This window comes from Seohaeicola zhoushanensis, from assembly GCF_014656415.1.
Classification (GTDB): Bacteria; Pseudomonadota; Alphaproteobacteria; order Rhodobacterales; family Rhodobacteraceae; genus Seohaeicola_A; species Seohaeicola_A zhoushanensis.
The window spans coordinates 47,140-67,016 of sequence record NZ_BNCJ01000002.1; the positions used below are offsets into that span (position 1 = coordinate 47,140).

The following is a 19,877-nucleotide window of genomic DNA, read 5'->3' on the forward strand; positions in this document are numbered from 1 at the left end:
ATCGCCGGCATCGCGCTTGCCGCTTCGGCAGGCGTAGCTCTGGCCGACAAGGCGTCGGACACGTTGAACATGGCGTTCACCAAGGAACTGGAGAACGTCGACAGCTATTTCAACTCGTCGCGCGAAGGCGTCGTGATGCAGCGGGCCGTCTGGGACGGGCTGATCTACCGTGATCCGGTGACCAATGAGTATGTCGGCAACCTTGCGACAAGCTGGACCTGGATCGACGACACCACGCTGGAACTGAAGCTGCGCGAGGGCGTGAAGTTCCACAATGGCGAGGATTTCAACGCCGATGACGTGGTCTTCACGGTCAACTTCGTGGCCAAGGAAGAGAACGGCGTGAAAACCCAGCGCAACGTCAACTGGATGAAGTCCGCCGAGAAAGTCGACGACTACACCGTGCGCATCCTGCTCAAGGAAAAATTCCCGGCCGCGATCGAATTCCTCTCTGGCCCGGTCTCGATCTATCCCAACGAATACTATGCCGAGGCCGGTCCGTCGGGGATGGGGCTCAAGCCGGTGGGCACCGGCCCCTACAAGGTGACTTCGGTGGTTCCGGGCCAGCATTTCGTGCTGGAGAAGAACGAGAACTACTTCGACGGCCCGAAAGGCCAGCCGAGCATCGGCAAGATCGACATCCGCACCGTGCCGGACGTGAACACCCAGATCGCCGAGCTGTTCTCGGGCACGCTCGATATGATCTGGCAGGTTCCGGCGGACCAGGCCGAAAAGCTGGCCTCGATGGGCGATTTCACCGTCGCCAACGAATCGACCATGCGTGTCGGCTACCTCTCGATGGATGCGGCGGGCCGTTCGAGCATGGACCCGAACCCGTTCAAGGATGTGCGGGTGCGTCAGGCGGTCAACTATGCCATCGACCGCAAGGCGATGGTCGAAAACCTGCTGAAAGGTAAGTCGGTTCAGGTCGACACGCCCTGCTTCCCGAGCCAGTTCGGCTGCGCGACGGATGCGGCGGTCGTCTATGAATACAACCCCGAGAAGGCCAAGGCGCTGCTGGCCGAAGCCGGATACCCCGATGGGTTCACGACCGAGTTCTACGCCTACCGCGACCGCGACTACGCCGAGGCGATTGCCAGCTATCTGAACGCGGTCGGCATCAAGATCGACTTCAAGATGCTGCAGTATTCCGCGCTGCGCGAACTGAACATGAAGGGCGAAGTGCCGCTGTCGTTCATGACCTGGGGCAGCTACTCGATCAACGACGCATCTGCGATGGTCAGCCAGTTCTTCAAGCATGGCAGTCTCGACGATGCCCGCGACGATCAGGTAAAGGCGGACCTTGAGGTCGCCGACAGCTCGACCGATCCGGCCACGCGCAAGGAATACTATGCCAAGGCGATCGCCCGGATCACCGAGGAAGCCTACTGGGCGCCGATGTTCAGCTACAACACCAACTACGTGTTCAAGTCCGACGTCGAATACACCCCGACTGCCGACGAAGTGCTGCGCTTCACCACGATGAAGTGGAAGTGAGCCGCCGGCCCGGCCTGTCCCTCCGGGCAGGCCGGGCGGTTACTTGAGAAAAATGGCCTCGCCCTTGAAGGCGAGGCCTGTGACGGGGATTTCACGTGCTTCAGTTCATTCTGAAAAGGCTCGGGCTGGCGATTCTGGTCGCCCTCACCGTGTCCTTCATCAGTTTCTCGTTGCTGTTCCTCGCCGGTGATCCGGCCGCCGCTCTGGCCGGCGAAACGGCAAGCGGCGAGGACATCGAGGCTATCCGGGTTCTCTACGGCTTTGACCGACCCATGCTGGTGCAATACGGCGAGTGGCTCTGGTCGGCCGTGCGCGGGAACTTCGGCGAGAGCTATTATTTCAAACTTCCGGTCTCGAGCCTGATTGCCGAACGCCTGTCCGTCACCATGATGCTCGGCGTCTGCGGTATCACTTTTGCACTGCTGATGGCGGTGCCGCTGGGCGTGCTGGCGGCGATGCGGCCGAATTCGATCATCGACCGGATCGCGCTGTTTCTCAGCGTCGCCGGCCAGGCGCTGCCCTCGTTCTGGTTCGGCCTGATACTGATCGTGGTCTTCGCGATCCAGCTGCGCTGGCTGCCGGTCTCCGGTGCGGCGACCTGGGCGCATTTCGTGATGCCGACCATCGTGCTGGGCTACTACGCGATGCCGGCGATCATGCGCCTGACCCGTGCGGGTATGCTCGAGGTGCTGTCCTCGGACTACATCCGCACGGCGCGGGCAAAGGGGGCCTCGGAACTGCGCGTGATGTTCCGCCATGCGCTGCGGAATGCGATTATCCCGGTGGTCTCGCTGGCCGCAGTCCAGATGGGCTTCATGCTGGGCGGATCCATCGTGGTCGAGTCGATCTTTGCGCTGCATGGCGCGGGCTACCTGGCCTGGGAAAGCATCGCCCGCAACGACCTGCCCACGGTGCAGGCGCTGATCCTGATCTTCTCGATGTTCTACATCGTCTTCAATTTCCTGGCCGACGTTCTGAATGCCTGGCTGGACCCGCGCATGAGGAGCAGCTGACATGGCCAATACCACTGTTGACCCGTTGCTCGAAGAGATCATCGGCCCGACGCCGGGGCAATTGCTGCGCAAGCGCGTCTTCGGCCACCAGGGGCTGATGATCGGCGCCGTGGTGCTGGTGCTGATCACGCTGGTCGCGCTGTTCGCGCCCCAGCTGGCGCCGCACGATCCCTATGCCCAGAGCCTGGTTGCGCGGATGAAGCCGCCGGTCTTCCTGGGCGGCACCTGGGAGCATCCGTTGGGCACCGACCATCTGGGCCGCGACTACCTTAGCCGGCTGATCTATGGCGCGCGCGTCTCGCTGATGATCGGGGCCATCGCCGCGGCGATCTCGGGTGTGATCGGCACTGCGATGGGCGTGGCCGCAGGCTATTTCGGCGGCAGGGTCGATGCCGTTGTCACCTTCCTGATCAACGTGCGTCTGGCGATGCCGGTTGTCCTGGTGGCTCTGGCGGTGGTGGCGATCCTCGGGGGCTCGCTCACCGTGGTGATCATGGTTCTTGGCTTCCTGCTGTGGGACCGTTTCGCCGTCGTGATGCGGGCGTCGACGCGGCAGGTGCGCGAACGCGAATACGTGGCGGCGGCGCGCGCCATAGGCGCCTCGACCCCGCGTCTGCTGTTGACCGAGATCATGCCGAACATCCTCAACAATCTGATCGTGGTCGTCACCCTGGAAATGGCCCATGCGATCCTGCTGGAAGCCGCGCTGAGCTTCCTCGGGCTGGGGGTGCAGCCACCGACGCCAAGCTGGGGCCTGATGGTCTCGGAGGGCAAGAACATGATGCTGTTCGAACCCTGGCTGGTGCTGATCCCGGGCGCGGTGCTGTTCGTGATGGTGCTGGCGATCAACCTGATGGGCGACGGGCTGCGCGACGTGACCGCACCCGAGAACAGGAATTGACCCATGACTGACACGTTTCTCGATGTGAAGGGCCTCACCATCGACATTCCCGTCGGCGGCGGCACGCTGCATGCGGTGCGCGGGATCGATTTCGAGCTGAAGCGCGGCGAGGTGCTGTGCATCGTCGGCGAAAGCGGCTCGGGCAAGTCGCTCACCTCTCTGGCGTTGATGGGGTTGCTGGGACGGCGCATCAAGGTGCGCGCCGAGCGGATGGACTTCGACGGCACGGCCCTGCTCGACGCCTCCCCGCGGCAGATGCGAAGCCTGCGCGGCGCGCGGATGTCGATGATCTTCCAGGAGCCGATGACCAGCCTGAACCCGGCCTATACCATCGGCGATCAGCTGATGGAGGCGATGCTGCTGCACCGCGACGTGTCGCGCGCCGAGGCGCGGGCGCGGGCGGTCGACCTGCTGGAAAAGGTGGGCATCACCGCCGCCGCAAGCCGGCTCGGCCAGTATCCGCACCAACTGTCGGGCGGTCTGCGGCAGCGTGTGATGATCGCGATGGCCCTGATGTGCGGGCCCGAGCTGATCATCGCTGACGAGCCGACGACCGCGCTGGATGTGACCATCCAGGCGCAGATCCTCAGGCTGCTGGTCGATCTGGTGCGCGAGATGGGCATGGCGATGATCCTCATCACCCATGATCTCGGGGTGGTGGCGCGGGTCGCCGACAAGGTGGCGGTGATGTATGCCGGCGAACTGGTCGAGACTGGCCTGGCCGCGGACGTGTTCCGGGCGCCGATGCATCCCTATACCCGTGGCCTGTTGCGCTGCATCCCGCAACCCGGCAAGTCCCGGCGGGGCGAGCCACTGGGCACCATCCGCGGCATCGTGCCTTCGCTGGTGGGCGAGGTCTCGGGCTGCGTCTTCCGCACCCGCTGCGACGAGGCCGTGGCGGCCTGCCGCGGCACCATCCCGCAACATTGGCCCGGCGATGGTCACGCCTTCCGCTGTGTCCATGCCAGCGGTGCCAGGATCGCAGAACAGGAGGGCGCTTGATGCTGGACGCTGCAAAGACTCCGCCGGCGCTCGAGCTGAGGAACATCACCAAGACCTATACGGTCAAGCAGGGGCTGATCGGCAAGCGCCGCCCGCTGACCGCGGTGCGCGACGTCAGCCTGAAACTGGAGAAAGGCGAAGTGCTGGGCCTCGTCGGTGAATCCGGCTGCGGGAAATCGACGCTGGCCAAGATCCTTCTGGGGCTCGAGCCGCCGACCTCGGGCGAGGTTCTGGTCGATGGCCAGGCCCTGGGCGTTCAGGACCGGCTGGCGCTGGCGCGGCGCATCCAGCCGATCTTTCAGGACCCCTACAGCAGCCTCAACCCGCGCAAGTCGATCGCCGACATCGTCTCGTTGCCGCTGCGCATTCACGGCATCGGGGATGCCGCGAGCCAGCAGAAGGCGGTGCGCGACATGCTCGACGTCGTCGGCCTGCCGCCACGGGTGATGAACACATTCCCCAGCCAGATGTCGGGCGGCCAGCGGCAACGGGTGGCCATCGCACGGGCGCTTATCATGAAGCCCGAGATCGTGATCTGCGACGAGCCGACCTCGGCGCTGGATGTCTCGGTGCAAAGCCAGATCCTCAACCTGCTGGGCGATTTGCGGGCCGAGTTCGGGCTGACCTATCTGTTCATCAGCCACAACCTCGCGGTGGTCGAACATCTGGCGACGCGGGTGGCGGTGATGTATCTCGGCCGGATCGTCGAGGACGTGAGTTCCGACGATCTGTTCGACGCCTCGGCGCATCCCTACACCCAGGCCCTGCTGCAATCGGTGCTGACGCCTGAGCCGGGGCTGGGGGTGCCGGATACCCAGCTCGGCATGGCTTATCCCAACCCGATCGACCCGCCCTCGGGCTGCGGCTTCCATCCACGCTGCCGTCATGCAACCAACCTCTGCAGCGCCCAGGCGCCGCGCCCGGTGCCGCATCGAGACGGCCATGTCGAATGCCACCTGCACGACCCCGAGACCGCCATGTTTGGAACGGATTGAACTTATGCGCTCTTCCGCACTTTCCCGCACGCAGACCGTCGCCAAGACGGTGATCGAAACCGAAGGCGGGGTGGTTGCCGCGCAGAACTCTCTGGCGGCCGAGGCCGGTGCCGAGGTGCTGCGGGCCGGCGGCGATGCGGTTGACGCCGCCGTGGCCACCTCATTCGCCATCGGCGTTCTCGAACCCTGGATGAGCGGGCCCGCCGGCGGCGGCGCGATGATGCTTTGGCGCGCGGACGAGGAGCAGGCGATTGCCCTGAACCACGGCATGCGCGCGCCCATGGCGCTGGATCCGGCCGATTACCCGCTGACCGGAAAGGGCGTGGCCGGCGACCTGTTCCCGTGGGAACAGGTGGTGGAAGACCGCAACATCCGCGGCGCGACCGCCGTGGCGGTGCCCGGCCTGGTCGATGGGCTGGGCCAGGCGCACGGGCGCTGGGGCCGGATGCCCTGGGCCGAGCTGCTTGGCCCCGCCATCGCACATGCTCGCCGGGGCATGCTGGTCGACTGGTATGCCGGGCTCTGCATCGCCTCGACGACCCGCGAGCTGGCCAAGGACCCCGACGCGGCGGCCCTGTTCCTGGTCGACGGCCAGTGGCCCAACATCGGCGCCTGGACGGCGCTCAGCGAAACCCGGCTCGACCAGTCGCGCATGGCCGACAGCCTTGATGCCATCGCGCGCGGCGGCGCGCGGGCGCTGTATGACGGCGATGTCGGCGCGGCCATGGCGGCGGACATGCAGGCCAAGGGCGGCAGCCTGTCGCACGACGACCTGCGCGCTTACCGCGCCGAGTTCCATCCCGCGCTGACCTTTGACTATCGCGGCGGTCAGGTTCACGCCGTGCCGGGGCTGACTGCCGGTCCGACCCTGCGCCATGCGCTGACCGTGGCGGCCCAGACCGAGCTTGGCGGCACTGCCCCCGATGGCGCGGGCTATGCGGCCTATGCGCGGGGCCTCAGGTCGGCCTATGCCGAGCGGCTAAGGGGCATGGGCGACGATGGCGAAAGCCCGCAGGCGCCCGGCACGACCACGCATTTCTCGGTGGTCGACCGCAAGGGCAACATGGTATCCCAGACCCAGACGCTGCTCTCGATCTTCGGCGCGCGGGTCGTCTCGCCGTCGACCGGCTTCCTGATGAACAACGGCATCATGTGGTTCGACCCGGTGCCGGGGCGGCCGAACTCGCTTGGTCCGGGCAAGCGCTGCCTGATGAACGTCTGCCCGACGTTGGGCAGCATCGGTGACACCCGCTTCGCCATCGGCGCCAGCGGCGGGCGCAAGATCGTCTCGGCCGTCGCCCAGCTCAGCGGCTTCATGCTCGACTACGGCATGGATATAGGCGCGGCCTTTCACAGCCCGCGCGTCGACGTATCGGGCGGCGCGGTCGTCGTCGCCGACGAAACCCTGCCCGAGGCCGTGCTCGAGGCGCTGCGCGCCGAGAGCAAGGTGGCCACCACGCGCCGCACGGTCTTCCCCTATGCCTTCGCATGCCCCGCCGGGGTGATGCGGCGCGGCGGGAAGAACTCTGGCTGCACCGAGATCATGTCGCCTTGGGGCGACGCCATCTGCGAATGACAAAGGACGCCCTGAAATGACCCGCGCCTCTGCAATCTCCGCCGTTCACGACTATTTCGACGGCGGGCGCTTCCAGGCCGACCTGGCCGCTCTGGTGGCCCATCCGACGGAAAGCCAGAACCCCGAGGCCGCCGCCGAACTGCCGCGCTATCTGAACGAGGCTATGATACCCCGGCTGGAGGCCGCTGGCTTTACCTGCCGGATCTTCGACAATCCGGTGCCCAAGGCGCCGCCGCTGCTGGTCGGCGTCCGCCACGAGGGCGACGGCCTGCCCACCGTCCTCACCTATGGCCACGGCGACGTGATCCGCGCCCAGGAGGGCATGTGGAAAGAGGGGCTCGAACCCTTCAAGCTGATCGAGCGCGGCGATCGGCTGTACGGTCGCGGCTCGGCCGACAACAAGTCGCAGCATCTCATCAATATCGCGGCGCTCGAAGCGGTGATCGCCACCCGCGGCAGCCTGGGTTTCAACGTCAAGATCGTGATCGAGATGGCGGAAGAGACCGGCTCGCCCGGCCTGGGCGATTTCTTCACCGCTGAAAAGGACCTGCTTGCCGCCGATGTGCTAATCGCCTCGGACGGGCCCCGACTGCAGCCCGAGACCCCGGCGATGTTCATGGGCTCGCGCGGCGGGATCACCTTCGACCTGAGCGTCGACCTGCGCGAGGGGGCGCATCACTCGGGCAACTGGGGCGGTCTGCTGGCCGACCCTGCGATGATCCTGGCCCAGGCGCTCTCAACGATTTCCGACAAGCGCGGGCAATTGCTGATCCCGGAATGGCGCCCGACCAGCCTGACCCCCGAGGTCCGCGCCGCTCTGGCCGAGCTGCCGATCGAAGCCGGTGCCGATAGCCCGCAGATCGACCATGACTGGGGCGAGGAAAGCCTGACCCCGGCCGAACGCGCCTATGGCTGGAACAGCTTCGCCATCCTCGCCATGAAAAGCGGCGTGCCCGAAGCTCCGGTGAACGCCATCTCGGCCTCGGCGCGGGCGACCTGCCAGCTGCGCTATGTCGTGGGGACGGACGCGGAAGCGGTCCTGCCAAGCCTGCGCCGGCATCTCGACGCCCATGGCTTCGAAATGGTCAGGATCACCCCAGCCGAGCGCGGCTTCTTCGCCGCGACACGGCTTGATCCGACGCACCCCTGGGTGCTGTTCGTGCGCGATTCGATCGAGGCCACCACCGGCAAGGCGCCGCATGTCCTGCCCAACCTGGCCGGATCGCTGCCGAACGATACCTTTGCCGATATCCTCGGTCTGCCGACGGTCTGGGTGCCGCATTCCTATCGTGGCTGCTCGCAACATGCCCCGAACGAGCATGTGCTGAAGCCGGTCTGCCGCGAGGCGCTGGAGGTTATGGCAGGCGTTTTCTGGGATGTGGGCAAGGGGGTTCCGTTTCACGCCTCCCGGTCCTGAGGCGCTAGGTGTCCACATGTGCAGACCCGGCAACGCGGGGAGTTGATCGGCAGGCATTCATGGCCGGCGCCCCTTGGCGCGCCCTGTCGATTGCCGATGCCCGCCAACGGATCAACGAATGGAGGATCGATTACAACGAAAACCGGCCGCATTCGGCGCTCGGAAACTTGACGCCCAGCGCCTTTGCGGCCCAGTTTCCAGGGCGCAGAGCAAGTCTTGCAGCTCCGACCAGCCACGGGCTCCGGAAAACTATTTGCGTTTGTTGACGAGACCGCGCGCAAGGTTATTCAGTGCGCCCTTCGAGAACATTTCAAGATAGGCTGCGTCCAGATCTGCAATGAGCTTGTCGATCTGGGCGAGGAAATGTTTTCTTTTCTCGTCCGTGCGGTCAAGCTTGGACACTTCGGCATGGGCTTCGGCGATCGCCTTTTCAAAATCGATCCTTTCTTTCTCGGCGATTCTTGCCGCCTTGCGTCCGGGAACCTCGTTTTCAAGATCCATCCCGCCCACGGCCAATGCCGCCGATTTGCGTCGCGCAAGCGCAGTTTCGATTTCTTCCCGTACCACCTCTTCGCTATCCAGGCTGAGCTTGTCTTTCTTCGCCTGCTTGAAGACTTCATTTAACGCTTTGAGGGCGGCGTCGCTTTCGGCAACGCTGCGCTGCTCCAGTTCTTTGCGCAGTTCTTCCAGGGCGTTGGCAATTTCGGTCAGGTAATCCTCCATTGCCTTGTTCTGGGCAAAACCCTTGGCATGCATCAACTTGGCGATGCCGCCTTGCGCGATATCAATCGCCGCCCAGTATTTCCGCGCTGCCTTGCTCAGGGCCTTGCGCTGCTTTTCGGTGCTTTCCTGACCAAGGGCTTTCTGCCAGGCCGCCTGGGCCTTCTCGAAATCCGCCAGGGCGCTTCCGACCTTGAGCACGTTCGTCGAACTGTCCACGGCACCGGCGTGATAGGCATTGTTGCAGGTCGATACGAAATCGTCCTTTGCCGGCAGGCCTTTCGCGGGCAAAGGAACCAGGTCGAATTCGACTGCTTTCACCCGATCCGCGATGGCGTTGCTTTCGTCCTCGACCAGTTTCAGCTGCTTCTTGAGATACTTCTGAATATCCGGCGGAAGTATGTCCGACGACAGCACTTCGCCTATGGAGCTGTGCATGGCGCGGAGCGACGCCTGCATGACCTTGTCCTTCATCCTCCCTTTGCTCCCGTAGTTTTCGGGGCCGGGAACAGTTCCCGCATCCGGAAGCTTGTCAGCGCCATAGGCCGCGAAATTTACCTCTCGGCTCTTCATTGCCTCCCGCATCGCGCTGATCGTCGGGCTCCAGGCATCCAGTGCGCCTTCCTTCGCGGCGTCCTTCAGAACCGTGTCTAGGCTTTGCACGTCCATGGTTGCCCGCTTGGGCAGCTTTGCCTTGTAGTCGGCGGTCCGTGCCGTCTGGTCGGCGAAGATTTCGCGCAGGCGCAAACGGGAGGTCTCCATCAGGTGATCGACATATCGGCGCATCCCTTCGTTTGCGCAGCCCGGTCGCAGCTGATTGAGAAGATCCATCAGGCGGACCAACGCAGCCTTGGCTTCTTCGCCGCGCGCCAACTTCAGCTGTGCCGGCGCGTTTTTCGTATCCTTCATCTTGCTGGGTGCCGGCGCGTCCTTGTCCGGCTCTCCGTCCTGCGCCTGATAGGCCGCCCAAGCAGCCTCCACTTTCTTAAGCGCCGCCGAGATCGCGGCCCGGTCATCGCCTTCTGAGTCGTCTACCAGGGTCGAACGTCCCTCCGGGAGGCGCAACGCCTTGGCGTAGGCGTCATAGACACTTCCGAAGCTGTTTGCCTCCAGCGGCAGAGCGGCCTCTGCCTTTTGCTGCTCTTTGTCGAGGGTCTTTCGCTGGGCTTTCCGTCCGGCCTTGTCCAGCCCCGCGTCATACTGCAGCGCGTGCCGCGCTTCCGCGATCTTTTCCAGTGAATCGGCACCCGGCGGTTCCCATGCCTCGTTGACGTAGCCGGTCTCCTTGAGCAGCGCGTCGATTTCCGCCACCTGGCTGGTGATCGCTTGCACGTAGTCCGCAATTGCTTGCGCCGCTGTATCATGCGGTTTGGCCACCGGCACCTTGTCATCGGGGATCGGCGCCTTCTTGTCGGCGAGCGGCGTCGTCGTCATCGGCGTATAGGCGCGCATGTCCGAGGCAAGCTGCAACAACGCGTTCCGAACCTTGACCATTGTTGCCTTCAGGCTGTCGGGGTTCGGGTGTTTTACCAGGAGCGCCTTCATGAACTGGCGGGACACCTGGCGCTTTGCGTAACCGAGCTGCGCGATATTGGACGAGACCTTGGCCATGCTCTTCGCAATCGCGCCCTGGGCGGGGTCGTCATAGACGTTGGCTGCCTGCATCTTGGACACGAGGCCCGCCCAGCCAGCATCGGTCAACGTCAGATCCTGCGGCGCGTATTTCAACGGCTTTTCCACCTGCACGCGGTGCTTGTCTTCCGTCTTTCGTTCCTTCCGTGCGTCCAGCTTGCCCTTGATCGCGCCGAAGATGCGGCCTCCGCGGCCATCCGTCAGCCCGTCGGCAATTGCTGCGGCGCGCGAGTCTCCGGCCTGGGTTTCATCGCTCTGGTCGGCATGGTCCATCATCGCCTGCGCCAGGATCTGGACAGTCACATCTTCCTTTTCCAGATCGGCCTCCGAATAACCGCGCCGCACGATGAACTCCATCGCGACGCGGTCGGGCGGCGTTTCCAGCGCCTTGATCGCGATATAGCTCTTCGCGTAGAGCGCCGAATTCCGCATCACCTCGAGCTGTGCGGGCACTGACCCGGCGCGCGCCGCCTCGATCGTCTTCTTGGCGGTCTGGATGTTGTTGAAGTCGATATTGGCGAAGACCACGCGGCCGCCATATTCGATGCATTTTCCAACGGCCTTGATCGGTGTGCCGACGCCGCCGAAATCCGCCGCATAGCCGGCGGCCGCCACGGTATGGGCGGCAATGTTGACGGCCTGTTTCTTCTGCTGCAATGCGCGGGCATCGACCTCGTTCCACAGGGCGTTTTCCATCCCCTTGTCAATCCGCTGGCCTCGAGACTCCAGGTTGGCCATTCCGATCAGTTCGGCGCTCGTGGTCGACTTCAGCGAGGTGGTGCGGACGAGATCGCGGACTTCCATCCCGATGTCGATGCACTCCGAAAGGATCCCAAGCCCGGCTGCCCAACTCATGGCGTCCGTCAACTCCTTGGAGCAGTTGGAGACGTTACGTATTCCGTCGCTGATCGACTTGGTCGCGGTGGCGATCGCGGTGCCCAGCTTATCCTTAAACTCCGGGTCATCGCGGTCGAGTTCGCGGATGGCATTCACGCTGTCGATCAGGTTCTTGACGTTATATATGCCGTAATTCACCCACTCCGTATTGCTCCAATCCTGATTGTCGTCGCCTATGGTTCCTTCATTGGCATTCAGGAAGGTCATCACGTCGTCGAAATAGGTCGAGACGAATTTGACCACATCCTCGGTTGTTTCCATCTTGCCGATCTTCGGCGGGGCGGCCTGCTCCATGTAGGTCTGTATTCGCTGGTCGGCCAACTCGCGCTCGACCTTGCGCCACGCCTGGATCTCGTCGACGAAACGCGGAGGCCAGAAGGCGCGGGGTATGTGTTCGAGAGTGGCTTCGACGTCGTCCATATTGCCGCCCAGATCCAGCAGGCGTTCTGCGCGCGCGATGGCAGCGTCCGTGGCGTCCTTGATGCGCGCGCGGTCGGTCGCGCTCGGGGCGTGCAGCAATTGCTGCGCGAAGACATCCAGGTGCGCGGCGTCAGTCGTGCTGTGGCGCTCCGCGATCAGGTCGAAGGGGCGGCGCTCGGCGGCACGCTCGTCGTCGGTCGGCGTCTTGCGCAATTCGCGGAGTTCGCGTTTCTTGGCTTTCTTGTTCAGCATCAAGTCGTCGAGCCGGTCGGAAAGACGCGCCGAATTCTGTGCCAGTATCGCTTCAGGCACATGCGCGCGCATGGCTTCCGCCACCAATCTGGCCTGAAAAAGGGCCTGCTGCGCCTCCAGGGCGCGCGCCTCTGCTGTCTTTACCTTCTTTCCGGCGACTTCCCTGGCGGCTGTTTCGGCCAGGTCGTCCCAGTCATCCTCGGCATCCGCGGCGGCCAGACTTGTCATCGCAGTCTGAACGCGTCGGTTTATGTCGTTAATATGCGCCTGCATCTGTTTCAGGACAGCACCCCGATAGGTCATGCTGTCCGGAGCATTCGCATCCGGCGGCATTCCGTCTTTCAGATCGGGATTGGCCAGTATGTCATCGATCGTGCCGTAGTCGTCGAAGAAGTTGGCCTCGGCTTCGCTGTTGCGGTCAAAGTCGCTCATCTCCTGGCCAAGCATAAGTTGCAGATTGTCGGGCAGGTCGTCGAAGCGACTTAGGACAACCGCCTTCTCGGACTTGAACAAGGCGCGCTTCAGCGACTTGCTGACACGGGCAGGATTGGGGACCCCCTGGAGCGGCACTGGCTGCAGGTCGTCTTCTTCTTCGCGATCGGAGGCACTTAGGCGCAACACCCGTGCGAGGTCGCCCGACTTGGACTTCAGCTTGGGCGATGCCTTGCGGCGTTTCCCTGTCGATGCTGGACGTGCGTCGTCGCCCTTGGCCCGCGATTTTTCCTTGCCTTTGGATTTCTCGTTGGAGGCCGCGATCTTCTCTTCGTCCAGGTCTTGATCGCCCTGTTCGCCCATCGCCCTTCCTCCCCTGAGTTATCCCGCCACGAGGGAATGCATCCTGCCGAGCGCCGCTCCCAATGTCTTGGTCAGCGCGACCGGCGCCATGACTTCCTTCATTGCCCCGATGTCTTCGATCAGGGAAATTGCCGGATCATTGGCCAGCCGATCCTCGAAATCCTCGATGGCGTCGATCAGCGCCACTTGGCGGTCGCTCGCGACGTCCGGGCCGGCGGCTTCCGCATCCATAAGCGCGGCCAGCAACCCTGTCTGAAGCTTGCCGGTAAACCCATTGAGGCCCTTATCCGCGATGACCTGGCAGTTCGCGTCGTCAATTTCCCGCAGGATCTGTTGCAGCTTGCCGAGTTCAGCGTCCACACGGTCTTTGGCGCCTATCCAGATCGTTCGGGCCTTTCGGGCGCGCTCGGGCAAATCCGTGGCTTCTGGAGCGGGCGCGCCGGCGTTCGGCTTCAGGATGAAGCGCGTTATGAACTCCATTTGTGTTGAAGTCAGCGCACCGACCACATTTCCGGCCCCAGTCTATCAATCCGGACCAAGGCTAACCCGTGCCAGACACTTGTGGCAAGCGTTGTACTCCGCGGCGGATTCGGGCCGCTGTCCGTTTGAGTGGAACCGGAGGTCGGGTCAGTGTGTAATGTTCGTAAAGCTGCGATCTGCCCGCGACAGCGCGGCGTTCGCAGGATGGGTAGTTCAAGCCGGGAAAAGGCCTTCAAGGAATGACACAGGTTTGGTCTGTTATCGCCGGTGCGTTGGCCATCAGCCTCATCGCATCCTGCGTCTATCGCGCAGTTGCACGGGCAAGGACACCCCAGGGCGCGGTTGGATGGGTCGTATTCCTGATCGCCGCTCCTTGGATCGCGGTGCCCGTATTTCTCTTGCTGGGCCGGAACCGTTTCAGGGATTTTGCCATCGAACGCCAGCGCAGCCAGGACTTGAGGAGAACGGTCGCAACAGAAGCGATCGGTCTGCACTCTGACGCCCAGGCACATCCACGGTTGCGCGCCTTCGAGCGCCTCACCGGATTGCCGGCCGTGGCCGGCAACAGCGCGAACCTGCTGCTGGACGGCAAGCGAACTTTCGAATCGATTTTCGCGGCGATCGATTCCGCCCGTTCCTACGTATGCGTTCAGTTCTACACCATCGCGGACGACGGGCTGGGCAAGGCGCTGGCGGCGCATCTCATCGCTGCAGCGGGACGCGGCGTCAAGGTGCGCGTGCTCTACGACGGCATCGGCGGCTACAAGCTGTCCGGCCAATACATCCAGATGCTGCGTGAAGCAGGCATTCAGGTCTATGGTCCACGTATGTCCCGCGGTCCGGCCTGGCGGTTGCAGATCAACTTCAGGAACCATCGCAAGACCGTCATCGTTGACGGACAGAGGGCCTTTATCGGGGGGCACAACGTCGCCGACGAATACGTGGATGGAGGCAGCAATTTCTCCCGCTGGCGCGACACCCATGTGGACCTGCGCGGACCCGTGGTTACGCAACTCCAGTTGTCCTTCGTCGAGGATTGGCACTGGGCGACCGATGAAGATCTGGCCGAGGTGCTGACATGGGAGACGATGCGTGATGCGGCGGATGTGACGGCGCTGGTCGTTCCTATGGGGCCGGGCGACGAACTGGATACCGGGGCGCTGTTCTTTGCCCTGGCCTGCGCGTCGGCCACCAAGCGCATCTGGATCGCCAGCCCCTATTTCGTTCCCGATACCGACGTATCCTCGGCCTTGGCCTGTGCCGCCCTGCGTGGCGTGGACGTGCGGGTGATCGTCCCTGAAAACTCGGATCATTTCCTGATGTGGCTCGCGGCCTTCGCCTATTTCGATCCAATTCGCAAAGCCGGTGTGCGGATCTTCCGCTATGCGGAGGGCTTCATGCACCAGAAGGTCGTTTTGATCGACGATGACGTGGCATGTGTCGGAACCGCGAACATGGATAACCGCTCTTTCCGGCTCAACTTTGAAACGATGGCAGTTGTTCAGGACATGGACTTCGCAGCGCAGGTGGAGACAATGCTCAAAGCCGACTTGGAAAACAGTGTCGCCCTGGAGCGCGATTTGAAGGGCCAGCGGCCCTTGGTGCGGTATGGGGCGCCATTCGCCCGCCTGTTCGCCCCGATACTCTGATGCGTCTCAAGGTAGCCAGTTACAACATCCACAAGGCGGTGGGTTTTGACCGACGGCGCCGACCGGAGCGTATTCTGTCTGTGCTCAATACGGTGAATGCTGACCTGGTCGTGCTGCAGGAAGCGGACCTGCGCCTTGGCTCAAGGCCCACCGCACTGCCTCGGTTCCTGATCGAGCAGGATACTGATTATGAGGTCGTGGATATTGCCGAGACCGACGTGAGTATCGGCTGGCACGGGAATGCGATGCTCCTTCGTCGGGGCCTCGTCGCGGAGGAAATCAACAGGATCGAATTGCCGGGACTGGAGCCGCGCGGGGCGGTATCCGTTCGTATCGGAGGTTTGGACGTCGTCGGCGCCCACCTTGGTCTGCTTCGGCGCTGGCGGCTCCTGCAAATGACGGCGATCCTGCAGCATCTCGGCGACAGGGCCGAGCATTCGCTCGTCGTGGGCGACTTCAACGAATGGTCGGCCCGCAATGGCTTCGAACCTTGGGCCAACCGACTGGCCATCGCTTCGCCGGGCCGCAGTTTCCCGGCGATCCGTCCCGTTGCCGGCCTTGATCGGTATGCGCATGGAGCACGCGTCCACATCCTGGAAAGCGGTATCGAGACACGGCGTCCGGCGCACATCGCATCGGACCACCTTCCCATGTGGCTTGTGGCCGAGCGGAAGTGATGCGGGTCGCTACGGATGGTTGAACTGTCGGCTGAGGGCTTCCGCGTGCTGAGAAACGGGCAAGGTAATTGGCGACTGTGCTTTCTCTCGATCCAGACACCGACACCCAATATTGGTCGCCCGTGACAGGGAAGGTGGCGATTTGAGCCCAAGCTGGGTGTCGTGCAGGTCTCTGCTACCGGCAAGCTACCTACCTACAACGCTGCGCCTGGGTTGATGTGTGCATGCCGTCTTTTCTTTCGAAGGGGGGCCAAACCAACGATCAGCCCCCGGCTTCTACGAGTCCAGCCGCAACGCCCTCAGCGCTTTGGACAGCGACCGGCAGAGAAGGTTGCTCGGTTGCGCCAGGGCCGTCCTGGCCGAGATGATGATGCCGATCTTCAGTTCGTTCAGGGTTTGCGACTGGATCGGAATGTAGTGCAGTTTCCCGTCTTCGATATCGCCTAGGAAGCCGATCTTGGTGTAGATTCCGATGCAGTGCATCCGCAGGATCAGGGACCGCGCCAGTGGCAGCGAATTGGTCGTGGTGTGCGTAGGCACTGCCACGCCCGCGGCTGTCATCGCCTCGGTCCATAGCGAGCGTTCATTGACCCCGTCGTAGGATCGCACCACGTGAAAGGGCGTAAGGTCATCCACCAGTAACCGGTCGCGCCCGGCCAGCGGGTGATCGGGGCGCATGATAGCGCCAATGGGTGCCGACTTCTCGGTATAGGGGCGGACGCCGGTGCGCAGATCGTTGGTAAAGGTGATGCCGATATCGGCGCGGCCCTCTGCCACGCTGTCGGCGACATTGCTGGGTTCAGCCATGCGGATCGTGAAGGATATCTGCGGGTAGGCGGTTGAGAAACGCTCCAAGACGTCCGGCAATATGCTCAGGGCCACGGAATCCAGCGTCGCGATGTCGATATGGCCCGTGCGCAACTCGCGGATGTCGTCCATGACCGACATGGTCTTGCGGTAGTCGAACAGCGTCCTGCGGCAGTGTTCAAGCACTACGGCACCGGCCGCCGTCAGTTCCACGCCCTCTGCGTGACGGTCGAAGAGCCTGACGCCGAAGCGTTCCTCGGCGGCGATGATCTTGCGGTTCACCGACGAGGACGAGACGTTCAGGTGCACGGCCGCCTTCCGGATGGATCCATGCTGCGCCACCGCGTCGAAATAGGCGAGGAACTTGTCGTGCATGGTGCCTCATTACTGGGCGCTGCAGTTTCTGCATCGCTGTGGATCGGAATTGATCCTACGTGCATCGCCCCCTCTGGTCTACCATTGGAGGCGAATCCAACAAAACAAAACAGACCAACCGGGAGAACGATCCATGACATTTCGCGCTGTCAGCCGCCGCAGACTATTGCAGGGCATGGGGGCCACCGCCGGCCTCGCAACAACCGGCACATTCCTGTCCGTCGGTCCCGCCCGGGCAGCGGATTACACGATCCGCCTGCAACTCGGCTGGCTCGCCTCGAACGGCATCCTGGGCGAGGTGATGGCCGACAAGCTCGGCTACTTCGCCGAAGAGGGCCTTGCGCTCGAGATCGTGCCGGGCGGCCCCAATATCGACGGCGTGGCAGCGGTCGCCTCGGGAGCCAACAACTTCGGCTCGATCTCCTCCTCGCCCTCGCTGATGCTTGCACGCGCTGCTGGGCTTCCGATCAAGTGCGTCGCCGCTGGCTACCAGAAGCACCCCTTCACCTATTTCTCGCTGACCGACAGCCCGATCCGGACCCCGCAGGACATGATCGGCAAGAAGATCGGCACCCAGGGCACCGCCCAGATCCTGCTGCGCGCCCTGCTGGCCAAGAACAACATCGCCGAGGATCAGGTCGAGGTCGTCGTGATGGGCGGCGACATGGCGCCGCTGATGTCGGGCCAGGTCCAGGCCGTGACCGGCTGGCAGACCAACACCAACGCGCTGTCGATCCTCGGGGACAAGCGGGTGGACATGATGCTTTGGGACGCCGGCATCCAACTCTACGCGAACCCCTATTACACGACCGACGCCATGCTCGACGAACACAGCGACAAGGTCGCGGCCGCGATCCGGGCGATTTCGCGCGGCTGGGGCGCCGTGATGGCCGATCCCGAAGCCGGCGTCGACGCGCTGGTCGAACGCTATCCGAACCTCGACAAGGCCAGCGAGATGAAGGCGGTGCCGCTGGTGCTCGGTTTCTCGTTCAACGAGCTGACCAAGGCGAACGGCTGGGGCCAGATGAGCGCCGAGAACTGGCAGGCGCAGATCGACACCTACGACGCGCTCGGGCAATTTGCCAATGGCGCGCCCAAGCTCGAGGATCTCGTCACGATGAAGATCCTCGAGGACACCGCCGACGTGCGTCCGAAACTGGGCTGAGCGGATGGACGGGAGCATGGACATGCACACGGAAGGCCGCGATATCGCGGCCTCCCTCTCCGGAGCCGGTGTCCGGTTCGGCGATTTCACCGCGCTGAAAGACATCACGCTCGATATCGGTGCCGGCGAGTTCTGGACGATCCTCGGGCCCTCGGGCTGCGGCAAGTCCACCATGCTGCGGCTGGTCTCGGACCTGGTGCCGCCGGCCACGGGCAGCGTCGAGATCTTCGGCAAGTCGACCGAGGCGGCCCGGCTCGCCCGCGAGTTTGCCTTCGTCTTCCAGGACGCGACCCTGCTGCCCTGGCGCAGCGCGTTGAAGAACGTCGAACTGCCGCTGGAAATCGGCCGCAAGCGCGGCATCGCGATCCCCAAGGGCGACCGAACTCCGCGCGAACTGCTGGAACTCGTCGGTCTGGGCGATCGGGCCGATGCCCTGCCCAGCGAGATGTCCGGCGGGATGCGCCAGCGCGTCGCCATCGCACGCGCGCTCGTCTGCCAGCCCAAGCTCCTGTTGATGGATGAACCCTTCGGCGCGCTCGACGAGATGACCCGCGACCGGCTGAACCTGCAATTGCTGGACATCTGGCGGGAGACCGGCACGACGATCCTCTTCGTCACGCACTCGATCCCCGAGGCGGTGTTCCTCGGCCAGAAGGTGCTGATGCTGATGGCCCATCCGGGACGCATCAAGGAGGTGGTCGACATCGATCTGCCGTATCCCCGCGCGATATCGCTGCGCGAGGCGCCTGAATTCAACGCGTATTGCAGCCAGCTGCGGCGCCTTCTGGAGGAATGCTGATGGCCATGAGCGAAGCCAACGTCGCCCGCGCCTCTGCTCCGCGCGGCCTGACCGCGAAGGACCGGAACCGGCTGATCAACATCGCAATCCCCGTCGGCACGGCGGTCTCCCTGCTGCTGATCTGGCAGGCTGGCGTCCGCCTTTTCGGCGTGCCGCAGTATATCGCACCTGCCCCGACCGACATTCTTTCGGTCTTCGTCTCCGAATTCCCGCTCCTGATGCGGAACTTCTGGCCGACGCTGATCGAAAGCCTCGCCGGCTTCATCGTCGGCAATCTCGCGGCCATCCTGATCGCGGTTGCCTTCGTCCACAGCAGGCTTGTCGAGCGCGCCTTCTTCCCGATCGCCGTCTTCGTCAACACGATCCCGATCCTCGCCATCGCGCCGATCCTGGTGCTGATCTTCGGCCCCGGTTTGACCGCCAAGGTCGTGATCGCCGCGCTGATCTGCTTCTTCCCGACGCTGGTGAACATGGTGCGTGGCCTGCAGTCCGTCTCGCCCCAGGCGCTTGAACTGGCGCGCATCCTCTCCGCCTCCAAGTCCGAGGTGTTCTGGAAGATCCGCCTGCCGACTTCGCTGCCCTTCCTGTTCTCTGCGCTCAAGATCGCCGCGACGACCTGCGTGATCGGCGCCATCGTCGGCGAATGGATTGGCGCCAACGTCGGCCTCGGTGCGCTCATCATCGAAAGCACGTTCAACTTCCGCTCGCCGCTTCTCTACGCGACGGTCTTCGTCTCATCGGGCCTGTCGGTGGTGCTGTTTGCCGCCGTCACCCTGGCCGAGAGATTCATTGTCCGCTGGTAGCGGAC

The 19,877-nt window shown here is 63.6% G+C and carries 15 protein-coding genes and 1 pseudogene; 13 read left to right on the plus strand and 3 right to left on the minus strand.

The genetic code is table 11. From position 1 onward, the window contains the following. The first annotated feature begins 69 nt into the window (after nt 1-69). The 8 genes and pseudogenes from IE266_RS04275 to IE266_RS26825 form a co-directional block, all read left to right on the plus strand. Entirely contained in the window at nt 70-1,497 is a 1,428-nt protein-coding gene (locus IE266_RS04275) for an ABC transporter substrate-binding protein (RefSeq protein ID WP_229863924.1), read from the plus strand. Between the two features lie 95 nt (nt 1,498-1,592). Next, nucleotides 1,593-2,510, plus strand: a complete 918-nt coding sequence (locus IE266_RS04280) for an ABC transporter permease (RefSeq protein ID WP_189678816.1) — start codon at nt 1,593-1,595, stop codon at nt 2,508-2,510. Nucleotide 2,511: 1 nt separating this feature from the next. Further along, the gene (locus IE266_RS04285; RefSeq protein ID WP_189678817.1) at nt 2,512-3,411 is read left to right on the plus strand and encodes an ABC transporter permease; all 900 of its coding nucleotides are present in this window, start codon (nt 2,512-2,514) and stop codon (nt 3,409-3,411) included. A 3-nt stretch (nt 3,412-3,414) separates the two neighbouring features. Beyond that, nucleotides 3,415-4,413 (plus strand): ABC transporter ATP-binding protein, encoded by a 999-nt coding sequence (locus IE266_RS04290; protein ID WP_189678818.1) that lies wholly within the window; start codon nt 3,415-3,417, stop codon nt 4,411-4,413. Beyond that, on the plus strand, nt 4,413-5,408 hold the full coding sequence (locus IE266_RS04295; RefSeq protein ID WP_189678819.1) for an ABC transporter ATP-binding protein: 996 nt from the start codon (nt 4,413-4,415) through the stop codon (nt 5,406-5,408). Before IE266_RS04290 ends, IE266_RS04295 begins: the two co-directional genes overlap by 1 nt. 4 nt (nt 5,409-5,412) lie before the next feature. Beyond that, nucleotides 5,413-6,984 (plus strand): gamma-glutamyltransferase family protein, encoded by a 1,572-nt coding sequence (locus IE266_RS04300; protein WP_189678820.1) that lies wholly within the window; start codon nt 5,413-5,415, stop codon nt 6,982-6,984. Nucleotides 6,985-7,000: 16 nt separating this feature from the next. Continuing rightward, nucleotides 7,001-8,401 (plus strand): M20 family metallopeptidase, encoded by a 1,401-nt coding sequence (locus IE266_RS04305; protein ID WP_189678821.1) that lies wholly within the window; start codon nt 7,001-7,003, stop codon nt 8,399-8,401. Between the two features lie 83 nt (nt 8,402-8,484). Further along, a pseudogene (locus IE266_RS26825) lies at nt 8,485-8,667 on the plus strand (integrase core domain-containing protein); the annotation flags it as partial. Here IE266_RS26825 and IE266_RS04315 read toward each other — a convergent pair. Further along, nucleotides 8,651-13,117 (minus strand): hypothetical protein, encoded by a 4,467-nt coding sequence (locus IE266_RS04315; RefSeq protein WP_189678822.1) that lies wholly within the window; start codon nt 13,115-13,117, stop codon nt 8,651-8,653. The pseudogene IE266_RS26825 and the gene IE266_RS04315 overlap by 17 nt on opposite strands. A gap of 18 nt (nt 13,118-13,135) precedes the next feature. Then, nucleotides 13,136-13,624 (minus strand): hypothetical protein, encoded by a 489-nt coding sequence (locus IE266_RS04320; protein ID WP_189678823.1) that lies wholly within the window; start codon nt 13,622-13,624, stop codon nt 13,136-13,138. A 212-nt stretch (nt 13,625-13,836) separates the two neighbouring features. Here IE266_RS04320 and cls point away from each other — a divergent pair, with 212 nt between their 5' ends. Then, entirely contained in the window at nt 13,837-15,246 is a 1,410-nt protein-coding gene (gene cls, locus IE266_RS04325) for a cardiolipin synthase (protein WP_189678824.1), read from the plus strand. Then, a complete protein-coding gene (locus tag IE266_RS04330; protein WP_189678825.1) occupies nt 15,246-15,923 on the plus strand; it encodes an endonuclease/exonuclease/phosphatase family protein in 678 nt (225 codons plus the stop codon). The genes cls and IE266_RS04330 overlap by 1 nt, the downstream gene beginning before the upstream one ends. 276 nt (nt 15,924-16,199) lie before the next feature. Here IE266_RS04330 and IE266_RS04335 read toward each other — a convergent pair whose 3' ends face one another. Beyond that, a complete protein-coding gene (locus IE266_RS04335) occupies nt 16,200-17,105 on the minus strand; it encodes a LysR family transcriptional regulator (protein WP_189678826.1) in 906 nt (301 codons plus the stop codon). Between the two features lie 133 nt (nt 17,106-17,238). On the opposite strand from IE266_RS04335, the gene IE266_RS04340 reads away from it, so the two are divergent. From IE266_RS04340 to IE266_RS04350, 3 genes are read left to right on the plus strand one after another with little or no spacing between them, the layout of a single operon-like run. Further along, nucleotides 17,239-18,270: an ABC transporter substrate-binding protein gene (locus tag IE266_RS04340; RefSeq protein ID WP_189678827.1), complete on the plus strand. Its 1,032-nt coding sequence runs from the start codon at nt 17,239-17,241 to the stop codon at nt 18,268-18,270. Between the two features lie 16 nt (nt 18,271-18,286). After that, nucleotides 18,287-19,069 carry an ABC transporter ATP-binding protein gene (locus IE266_RS04345; protein ID WP_229863891.1) on the plus strand — a complete coding sequence of 261 codons (783 nt, stop codon included), beginning with the start codon at nt 18,287-18,289 and terminating at the stop codon, nt 19,067-19,069. Further along, nucleotides 19,069-19,872 (plus strand): ABC transporter permease, encoded by an 804-nt coding sequence (locus IE266_RS04350; protein ID WP_229863892.1) that lies wholly within the window; start codon nt 19,069-19,071, stop codon nt 19,870-19,872. The genes IE266_RS04345 and IE266_RS04350 overlap by 1 nt, the downstream gene beginning before the upstream one ends. Nucleotides 19,873-19,877 lie beyond the last annotated feature (5 nt).

What these genes read in the sequence shown, in the direction of transcription:
- IE266_RS04275 (WP_229863924.1), top strand. Translation starts at nt 70, where the DNA reads ATGGCGTTCACCAAGGAACTGGAGAACGTCGACAGCTATTTCAACTCG.
- IE266_RS04285 (WP_189678817.1), top strand. Translation starts at nt 2,512, where the DNA reads ATGGCCAATACCACTGTTGACCCGTTGCTCGAAGAGATCATCGGCCCG.
- IE266_RS04290 (WP_189678818.1), top strand. Translation starts at nt 3,415, where the DNA reads ATGACTGACACGTTTCTCGATGTGAAGGGCCTCACCATCGACATTCCC.
- IE266_RS04295 (WP_189678819.1), top strand. Translation starts at nt 4,413, where the DNA reads ATGCTGGACGCTGCAAAGACTCCGCCGGCGCTCGAGCTGAGGAACATC.
- IE266_RS04300 (WP_189678820.1), top strand. Translation starts at nt 5,413, where the DNA reads ATGCGCTCTTCCGCACTTTCCCGCACGCAGACCGTCGCCAAGACGGTG.
- IE266_RS04305 (WP_189678821.1), top strand. Translation starts at nt 7,001, where the DNA reads ATGACCCGCGCCTCTGCAATCTCCGCCGTTCACGACTATTTCGACGGC.
- IE266_RS04315 (WP_189678822.1), bottom strand. Translation starts at nt 13,117, where the DNA reads ATGGGCGAACAGGGCGATCAAGACCTGGACGAAGAGAAGATCGCGGCC.
- cls (WP_189678824.1), top strand. Translation starts at nt 13,837, where the DNA reads ATGACACAGGTTTGGTCTGTTATCGCCGGTGCGTTGGCCATCAGCCTC.
- IE266_RS04330 (WP_189678825.1), top strand. Translation starts at nt 15,246, where the DNA reads ATGCGTCTCAAGGTAGCCAGTTACAACATCCACAAGGCGGTGGGTTTT.
- IE266_RS04335 (WP_189678826.1), bottom strand. Translation starts at nt 17,105, where the DNA reads ATGCACGACAAGTTCCTCGCCTATTTCGACGCGGTGGCGCAGCATGGA.
- IE266_RS04340 (WP_189678827.1), top strand. Translation starts at nt 17,239, where the DNA reads ATGACATTTCGCGCTGTCAGCCGCCGCAGACTATTGCAGGGCATGGGG.
- IE266_RS04345 (WP_229863891.1), top strand. Translation starts at nt 18,287, where the DNA reads ATGGACATGCACACGGAAGGCCGCGATATCGCGGCCTCCCTCTCCGGA.
- IE266_RS04350 (WP_229863892.1), top strand. Translation starts at nt 19,069, where the DNA reads ATGGCCATGAGCGAAGCCAACGTCGCCCGCGCCTCTGCTCCGCGCGGC.